Consider the following 8,046-nt stretch of genomic DNA (forward strand, 5'->3'; position numbering starts at 1 on the left):
CGCCCGGTACCCCTCATGAAACCCCTCCTCCTGCTCCTCCTCGCCTGCCTCACCCTCACCGCCCGCGCCGCCATGCCCGAACTCAAACCGCTGGCGGCGGGCGGTGCCTACGCCAACATCACCTACCAGAACGTGCGCTACGGCATCTACCGCGCCGACCCCGCCCGCCTCACCCTGCACTGGAAAGGGACGGACGGCAAAGCCTACGCCGGCCTCGGCACCCTGCGCCGCAACCTCGAAGCGGCGGGCAAAGACGTCGCCTTCCTCACCAACGCAGGCATTTACAGCGCGGACGACACCCCGGCCGGCCTCTGGATTGAAAACGGGCAAACCCTCGTCCCGCTCAACACCCGTAACGGCAAAGGCAACTTCCACCTCCAGCCGAACGGCGTCTTCTACATAGAAAACGGCCGCGCCCGCATCCAGACCACCGCCGCCTACCGCCTCGGCAACCACCGCCCGCAATGGGCCTTCCAGTCCGGCCCCCTCCTCATCCTCGACGGCCAGATCAACCGCCGCTTCAACAAAACCCACAGCAGCCCGCACAAACGCAACGCCGTCTGCACCACCGCCGACGGCGGCCTCTACTTCATCCTCAGCGAAAACTACGGTTTCGACGGCGAATGGCCGAGCCTCTACCGCCTCGCCGCCGCCCTGCAACACCTCGGCTGCGAACAGGCGCTCTACCTCGACGGCACCCTCTCCACCTGGTACATCCCCACCATCAGCAGCACCTTCCACTGGACCCACCTCGTGGGCATCATCGCCATCACCACCGAAAAACCATGAACCGGAACACCTACGCCGCCCTCGACCTCGGCTCCAACAGCTTCCACCTCCTCATCGCCTCTGCCGACACGGACGGCATCCGCGTCGTGGACAAAATCAAGCACATGGTGCGCCTCGGCGAAGGGCTGGACGACGACAACCGTATCGATGACGCCGCCTGGGCGCGCGGCATCGCCGCCCTCAGCCAAATGGGGCAGCGCATCGCCGACATCCCCGAAGAAAACTGCCGCGCCGTCGGCACCAACACCCTGCGCGTCGCCACCAACGGCGACGCCTTCCTCGCCGCCGCCGAAGCCGCGCTCGGCAAACCCATCGAAATCATCAGCGGCAGCGAAGAAGCGGTGCTCATCTACCTCGGCGTCAGCACCCACAACCACATCAGCGAGCGCTGCCTCATCATCGACATCGGCGGCGGCTCCACCGAAATCATCCTCGGCGCAGGCAGCACCCCCGAAACCCTGCGCTCGCTCGCCATCGGCTGCGCCAACATGGCGCGCCGCCACTTCGCCAAAGGCAAAATCACGAAAGCCGCCATCAAAAAAGCCCGCGACTACGCCGGCACCATCATCGAACCGCACATCCGCACCTACCTCGACCAGGCACCCTGGCAGCGCGTCGTGCTGAGCAGCGGCACCGCCAAAGCCATCGCCCGCGTCCTCAAAACAGACCACATCAGCCGCGCCGCCCTCGACGGCCTCCTCGACACACTCGCCGACATCGGCAGCGCCGACAAACTGCCGAAAAAGCTCGGCGTGGACGAAGCGCGCGCCTACGGCTTCACCGGCGGCGTTTCCATCCTCGCCGCCCTCTACCGCCACCTCGGCATCGAAGACGCCATCGTCAGCCAGGAAGCCCTGCGCGAAGGCGTGCTCATCGACCTCATGCGCCGCGACGACCCGCAGGGCGAACGCGACGAACGCGACGCCACCACCCACGCCCTGCAACAACGCTTCGGCGTCGATACCGCCCAGGCCGAACGTGTCGCCGCCCTCGCCGCCCACCTCAACCGCCAGCTGCCCGAAAAAACCCCGCCGCGCTTCGCCCCCCTCCTCGGCTACGCCGCCGCCCTGCACGAAATCGGCTGGGCCATCGCCCGGCACGACCTCGACAAACACGGTGCCTACATCCTGAAAAACGCCGACATGCCGGGCTACTCGCGCCTGATGCAGGACATCGCCGCCATCCTCGTCAAAGCACAAAAACGCAAAATCCCCGACAAAGACATCGCCGCCCTGCCGGAAGCGCACCACGCCTGGGTCTGGCAAAACGCCCTCGCCCTGCGCCTTGCCGTCCTCATCCAGCGCAGCCGCAACCCGATTGCCGCCATCGACTACCCGGACATCCGCCGCTTCGGCGACACCTACCGCCTGCGCTTCCCGGACGGCTACCTCGCCGCCCACCCGCTGACCTGCGCCGACTTGCAGGAAGACCAGGCGCTGTGGCAGGCGGAAAGCCCCTACACCCTCGACTTCGCCTAAAACCGCCGCCCCAACACCGCTTGGGGCACCCCAAGCCGCAGGGCGGGAAGAAAAGACGCCTCCCCTGCTTTGCGGGCCGGCGCAAGCGGGCCACCAAACCGCCCCCGGCGGCATACAATGCCGCCCTTCATCCCCAACCGACACAGCCCATGCCCCACTACGACACTCTCATCTACATCGGCCGCTTCCAGCCCTTCCACCGTGGCCACCTGCACATGGTGCAAGGCGCGCTCGCCCATGCCGACCACCTCATCATCCTCTGCGGCTCGGCGGACGCGGCGCGCAGCAGCCGCAACCCGTGGACGGTTGCCGAGCGCGAAGCGATGATCCGCGCCGCCCTGACGGCGGAGGAAAACTTGCGCATTACCCTGCGCCCCATCCATGACGACCCCTATCACGACGGGCGCTGGGTGGCGCAAGTCAGCCGCACCGTCGCCGACGTCCTCGCCGCACGCGGCACGGCGGACGCCACCGTCGCCCTCTACGGCTACGAAAAAGACGCCAGCTCCTACTATCTGCGTCTCTTCCCGCAGTGGGGCTATCTCGGCGCGCCGCGCTACCGCGACCTCAGCGCCACGCCGCTGCGCGAGCGCTACTTCCTGCTCACTGACGGCGAAGACTGGCATGAACCCGCCCTGCCGCCTGCCGTCGAAGCCGCCCTGCACACCTTCCGTGGCACCGCCGCCTACCGCTATGTCGCCGCAGAAACCCGCTACGTTCACGACTACAAACAATCCTGGGCGGCAAGCCCCTACCCGCCCATCTTCGTCACCGTGGACAACCTCATCACCTGCGACGGCCACATCCTCCTCGTCGAGCGCGGCGGTCAGCCCGGCTGCGGCCTGCTGGCGCTGCCCGGCGGTTTCCTGAATCCGGATGAAACCCTGCTCACCGCCTCCCTGCGCGAACTTCATGAAGAAACCGGCCTGCGCCTTGACCCCGCCGCCCTCATCGGCGTACGCACCGCCGACCGCCCCGACCGCAGCGCCATCGGCCGCGTCATCACCCATGTGCACCGCTACCATCTTGACGGCACCCTGCCGCCCGTGCAGGCGGCGGATGACGCCGCCAAAGCCTGCTGGTACCCGCTCACCGCTTTACGTCGCGACCGCTTCCACGACGACCATTACCACCTCATTCGCGATGCCCTCGCACAAGGCAGCTGACAGCACGCGTCCATGAGCCCGTCCTGTTTTTGGTGCGTCATTTTCCCGGAGCAGGAGCAGGCGTTCGCCTGCCGTTTTCCTTATGAACACGCAGCAGGCGGTGAATACCGGCCCCGGCAAACGGCATGAAAAAACCCGCCGCAGCGGGTTTTCTTTTATGCCTCTTTCTTGCGGTAGCGCAAATCCCGCACGCCGTGGCCGAGGCGCTCGCCGCGCCGCTCGAATTTGGTCTGCGGACGCCAGGCGGGGCGGGGCGCGAAGCCGTCATCGCCGCCAAGGTTCTGCCATTTCGGATCGCCGGCGAAGACGTCGCGCATCCATGCGGCGTAGTGTTCCCAGTCGGTTGCACAGTGGATTTCGCCGCCCGCGCGCAGTTTGTGCCAGAGGAGGTCGGTGAAGGCGCGCTGCACGATGCGCCGCTTGTGGTGCCGCGCTTTTGGCCAGGGGTCGGGGAAGTAGATTTGCACGCGGCTGAGGGTGCTGTCCGGCACGTGGTCGCGGATGACGGCGACGGCATCGTGGCGGATGACGCGCAGGTTATTGATGCCCGCCGCTGCCGCCAGCATCAGCGCGTGGCCGACGCCGGGGCGGTGCACCTCGATGCCGACGAAGCCCTGTTGCGGGGCGGCGGCTGCCATTGCGACAAGGCTCTCGCCATTGCCGAAGCCGATTTCGAGGATGAGTTCGCGTGCGTCGCCAAAGAGGCTTGCCGCGTCCACACGCAAGTTTTCATCCACGTCCAGTCCGTAGCGCGGCCAGTGTTCGGCCAGCGCCCGTTCCTGGCCGCCGGTGATGCGTCCCTGCCGCAGGACGAAGCTGCGGATGGTCATACGCGTTTGTCGCAGGTGATCTGCGCGTAGGCGGAGTGGTTGTGAATGGACTCGAAGTTTTCCGAGGAGACGCGATACGCCTGGATGCGCGCATCGGCGTTCAGGCGGGCGGCAACGTCGCGCACGATGTCCTCGACGAATTTCGGGTTCTCGTAGGCGCGCTCGGTCACGTATTTTTCATCCGGCCGCTTCAGCGTCGCCCAGATTTCGCAGGAACCTTCTTCTTCGCCGATGCGGATGAGCTCTTCGATGGCAAAGGGCGCGGCGGGGTCGTAGAGGGCGTTGATGATGATGTGCGAGCGCTGATTGTGCGCGCCGTATTTCGAGATTTCTTTCGAGCAGGGGCAGAGGCTGGTGACGGCGACGGTCGCTTCCACGCGCACTTCACATTGCGCACGGCTGCCGTCGGCAAGCAGGCGCACGCGGTAATCCAGCAGGCTTTCGGTTTTGCTCACCGGCGCCTGTTTTTTGATGAAAAACGGGAAGGTGAGTTCGATGCTGCCTGCTTCGGCTTTGAGGCGGTCGAGCATTTCCGTGTGCAGCGCGGCGAAGGTGGCGGGATCAATAACGGCGGTTTCATTCAGCAGATGGATGAAGCGCGACATATGCGTGCCCTTCTGGTGATGCGGCAGGGCAACGGTCATCTCGGCGGTGGCGACGGTGTCCTGCGTACTGCCGTCTTTGTTGACGACGCGCAGCGGCAGGCGGATGTCGCGGATGCCGACGCGGCTGATGGCGATGTGACGGGTATCGGGTTTGCCCTGCACGTCAGGGATGGTCGTATCGGTCATGATGCTTTTCGATTGTGGATAAAAGGCGCGCATTATAGCCGCTTGACCGCGCTACCGCCGCGCCCGCAAGATGCGCGCCTTTCCGCTATTTTCCTGAATGTATGCAATCTGAACCCGTAAATCCGCACCGCTTCTGCGTGGCACCGATGCTCGACTGGACGACGCCGCAATGCCGCGCCCTGCACCGCCTTTTTTCCCGCCACGCCTTCCTGTACAGCGAGATGGTCACAAGCGGCGCGCTACTCTTCGGCGACGTGCCGCGCCACCTGCACCATGCCGCCGACGCGCCCTGCGCCCTGCAACTCGGCGGCGGCGAGCCGGAAGCGCTGGCGCGCGCCTGCGAAATTGCGCTGCCCTACGGCTACCAGGAAATCAACCTGAACGTCGGCTGCCCCAGCGACCGCGTGCAGCACAACCGTATCGGCGCCTGCCTGATGGCGGATGCGCCGCTGGTCGCCGAATGCCTGAGCGCGATGCAGGCAGCGGCGGGCGCAGTGCCGGTCACGGTCAAACACCGCCTCGCGATTGACGAACAGGACGAACGCAGCGTTTTCAATTTCGTCGAAACGCTGGCGGCGCGCAGCCCCTGCCGCGTCTTTATCATCCACGCGCGCAAAGCGTGGTTGCAGGGCCTCAGCCCGAAGGACAACCGCGACGTGCCGCCGCTCAACTATCCGCTGGTCCATGCAGTCAAGCGGCGCTTTCCGGAGCTGACCATCATCATCAACGGCGGCATCAGCACGCTCGCCGAATGCCGCGCCCATTTGCAGGCGGTGGACGGCGTCATGCTCGGCCGCGCCGCCTACCAGAACCCCGAACTGCTGCTAGGCGTTGATGAACTTTACGGCGCGCCTGCGCGGACGCTCACCGACGCGCTGCCCGCCATCCGCGCCCTGCTGGTCGAAGCGCTGGCGCGCGGCGAAGCGCTCGCGCACTACACCCGCCACCTGCTCGGCCTCTTTCCCGGCGTGCGCGGCGCGAAACAATACCGCCGCATCCTCAGCGAAGAAGCGCGCGCGGCAGATGCCGGCATCGCGGTATTTGACAAAGCACTGGCGGCGGTGGACGTTGTGGCGTAGCCGTAAGAACATGTTCACAGTTCCCGCAGCAGGACTCTCAAGAAAGCCAAAACCATCATTTGCAGACTGGTACTCAGCTTACGCTCACAGTTTTTCCACAGCCATCTGTTCTTTTCCGGCCAAGAGAAACTGCGCTCTACCACCCACCGCTTCGGCAATACCTTAAACCGATGCAATTCGTTGCGTTTGGCAATCTCTACCTCCGCACCAATCAACTCCTGTACCGACGACGCAAATACTTCGCCTGTGTAACCACCGTCGGCAAGGACTTTTTGCACCGCGCCAGGATTATCCCGCTCACGTTCCAATGCCATCAGGCAGCCTTTTCTATCCGTAACATCCGCCGTCGTCACCGCAATGGCATGCGGCAAACCCTGCGTGTCAACCGCTAGGTGTCGCTTGATGCCGCTCACTTTCTTGCCGGCATCGCAGCCTTTTTCCATGGCGGCATCCTTATTCTTCACACTCTGCGCATCAACGATCAGGAAAGTGGTTTCTTCATGGCACCCCCGCTTGCGACGCGCGGCAACCACCTGATTTTTTCGGTGGTGGCCTGAAAAGTATGCCGGGCTAGACAAAGCCACAGTTGATGTCGTGAAAAGCCGGATTAAAGGCCTTGAAGTGGTAGAGCAATTTCTTTGAAAAACAGCAGGTTTCCTTACAATCCGCCTGATCCGGTGTCTCAGACGGCGATGATGGCCTTCAATTCCCACCGTATATTTCTTGCCAATATTCGATTTTTCACAGTCAAATACTTCAGCGAAAACCTGCCACTTATCATAAGTCATCTTTAGACTGTTTAAACGCGTTTCCGGTTCCCTAACCGTGGCAATATCCCGTTTCCCCCGGGCATAAGCTACTATCTCGCCGCCGCCACGGTCATGAGCGTAGATAAGCCATACCTTGTTCTTTTTGCTGCCAACGAAAGTCCAAAGTTCGTCAACTTCTAAGAACGTGTTCATAGTCTCTGCTTTCGTACACGACAAAAATCCTCGCAACGACGCCGCTTGGCGGATTCAGCGTTTATGCCGCTTGGCAGTTGTTGCCGCTACGCGAAAATTTTTACCGCCCTCTCCCCAACCCCTCCCCCACGGGGGGAGGTTTTTTTGCTTGGCGAGGCCGGTAACGACGCCGTTTGGCAGGTTTTTGTCGTGTACGAAGAGTCTCTGCTGTAAATTATCGATATGAACAGAAAAACCTACCCAAACGATATCACTCGCGAGCAATTTGCGCCCCTCCTTCCCCTGCCGGAAAGCGCCCGTAAACGCACAGCACCGCGCAAAGTGGACCTGTACGATGTTTTTTGTGCCATCCTCTATATGCAGCGCACCGGTCGTGCCTGGCGTGCCTTGCCGGGTGATTTCCCCAAATGGCGCACCGTTCATTCCTACTTCCAGAGATGGAGCGAACCCCGAGAAAACTGCATCAGCCTCCTCTCCTTGAGGAAGCATTAAAAAAATCAGGTGGCAGCAGCTTTTAACACCTAATCTGTCCATTACATTACGCCACAGATTCAAAAAAGAAGGCCTCCGTTTTACGGAGGCCTGATAAGACCCTGACAGTGTCCTACTCTCACATGGGGAAACCCCACACTACCATCGGCGATACTGCGTTTCACTTCTGAGTTCGGCATGGTTTCAGGTGGTACCACAGCTCTATGACCGTCAGGAAAACCGGTTACATTCAATCCTGCAAAATAATTTTCTTCCTGTCGTTAAAGTCAAAACTTTAGCTTCAACTAAACTTGAGTGCTAGAAATAACTTGAGCGTTGTATGATCAAGCCTCACGATCTATTAGTACTCCTTAGCTACATACATTACTGCACTTCCACATGGAGCCTATCAACGTCGTAGTCTTCAACGGATCTTTAGGAGACTTATAGTCTCAGGGAGATCTTATCTTGGGAGGGGCT

6 protein-coding genes, 2 rRNA genes and 3 pseudogenes are annotated in these 8,046 nt (G+C 62.2%); 5 read left to right on the top strand and 6 right to left on the bottom strand.

Going from position 1 to position 8,046, the window contains the following annotated elements; translation table 11 throughout:
* The first annotated feature begins 15 nt into the window (after positions 1–15).
* The 3 genes from Q0562_RS02295 (at position 16) to Q0562_RS02305 (ending at position 3,433) form a co-directional block, all read left to right on the top strand.
* A complete protein-coding gene (locus tag Q0562_RS02295; RefSeq protein ID WP_298640623.1) occupies positions 16–789 on the top strand; it encodes a phosphodiester glycosidase family protein in 774 nt (257 codons plus the stop codon).
* Positions 786–2,267 (top strand): Ppx/GppA phosphatase family protein, encoded by a 1,482-nt coding sequence (locus Q0562_RS02300; protein ID WP_298640626.1) that lies wholly within the window; start codon positions 786–788, stop codon positions 2,265–2,267. Before Q0562_RS02295 ends, Q0562_RS02300 begins: the two co-directional genes overlap by 4 nt.
* A gap of 149 nt (positions 2,268–2,416) precedes the next feature.
* Positions 2,417–3,433, top strand: a complete 1,017-nt coding sequence (locus Q0562_RS02305; RefSeq protein WP_298640629.1) for a bifunctional nicotinamide-nucleotide adenylyltransferase/Nudix hydroxylase — start codon at positions 2,417–2,419, stop codon at positions 3,431–3,433.
* A 155-nt stretch (positions 3,434–3,588) separates the two neighbouring features.
* Here Q0562_RS02305 and trmB read toward each other — a convergent pair whose 3' ends face one another.
* Together trmB and folE2 are read right to left on the bottom strand one after the other, a co-directional pair.
* Entirely contained in the window at positions 3,589–4,263 is a 675-nt protein-coding gene (gene trmB / locus Q0562_RS02310) for a tRNA (guanosine(46)-N7)-methyltransferase TrmB (RefSeq protein WP_298640632.1), read from the bottom strand.
* Positions 4,260–5,054 (bottom strand): GTP cyclohydrolase FolE2, encoded by a 795-nt coding sequence (gene folE2 / locus Q0562_RS02315; RefSeq protein WP_298640634.1) that lies wholly within the window; start codon positions 5,052–5,054, stop codon positions 4,260–4,262. Before folE2 ends, trmB begins: the two co-directional genes overlap by 4 nt.
* Before the next feature lie 101 nt (positions 5,055–5,155).
* Here folE2 and dusA point away from each other — a divergent pair, with 101 nt between their 5' ends.
* Positions 5,156–6,133 (top strand): tRNA dihydrouridine(20/20a) synthase DusA, encoded by a 978-nt coding sequence (gene dusA / locus Q0562_RS02320; protein ID WP_298640636.1) that lies wholly within the window; start codon positions 5,156–5,158, stop codon positions 6,131–6,133.
* 14 nt (positions 6,134–6,147) lie between these two features.
* Here the strand turns inward: dusA and Q0562_RS02325 are convergent.
* Both Q0562_RS02325 and Q0562_RS02330 read right to left on the bottom strand, forming a co-directional pair.
* Positions 6,148–6,633: pseudogene (locus Q0562_RS02325) on the bottom strand (IS5 family transposase); the annotation flags it as partial.
* A gap of 189 nt (positions 6,634–6,822) precedes the next feature.
* Positions 6,823–7,095 (bottom strand): annotated as a pseudogene (locus Q0562_RS02330) (IS1 family transposase); the annotation flags it as partial.
* A 222-nt stretch (positions 7,096–7,317) separates the two neighbouring features.
* On the opposite strand from Q0562_RS02330, the pseudogene Q0562_RS02335 reads away from it, so the two are divergent.
* A pseudogene (locus tag Q0562_RS02335) lies at positions 7,318–7,592 on the top strand (transposase); the annotation flags it as partial.
* A 94-nt stretch (positions 7,593–7,686) separates the two neighbouring features.
* Here Q0562_RS02335 and rrf read toward each other — a convergent pair.
* Positions 7,687–7,802: ribosomal RNA gene (rrf, locus tag Q0562_RS02340) — 5S ribosomal RNA — on the bottom strand.
* Between the two features lie 104 nt (positions 7,803–7,906).
* A 23S ribosomal RNA gene (locus tag Q0562_RS02345) occupies positions 7,907–8,046 on the bottom strand; the annotation flags it as partial.

Source organism: uncultured Cardiobacterium sp. (assembly GCF_938028825.1).
In the GTDB taxonomy this organism is placed as follows: Bacteria; Pseudomonadota; Gammaproteobacteria; order Cardiobacteriales; family Cardiobacteriaceae; genus Cardiobacterium.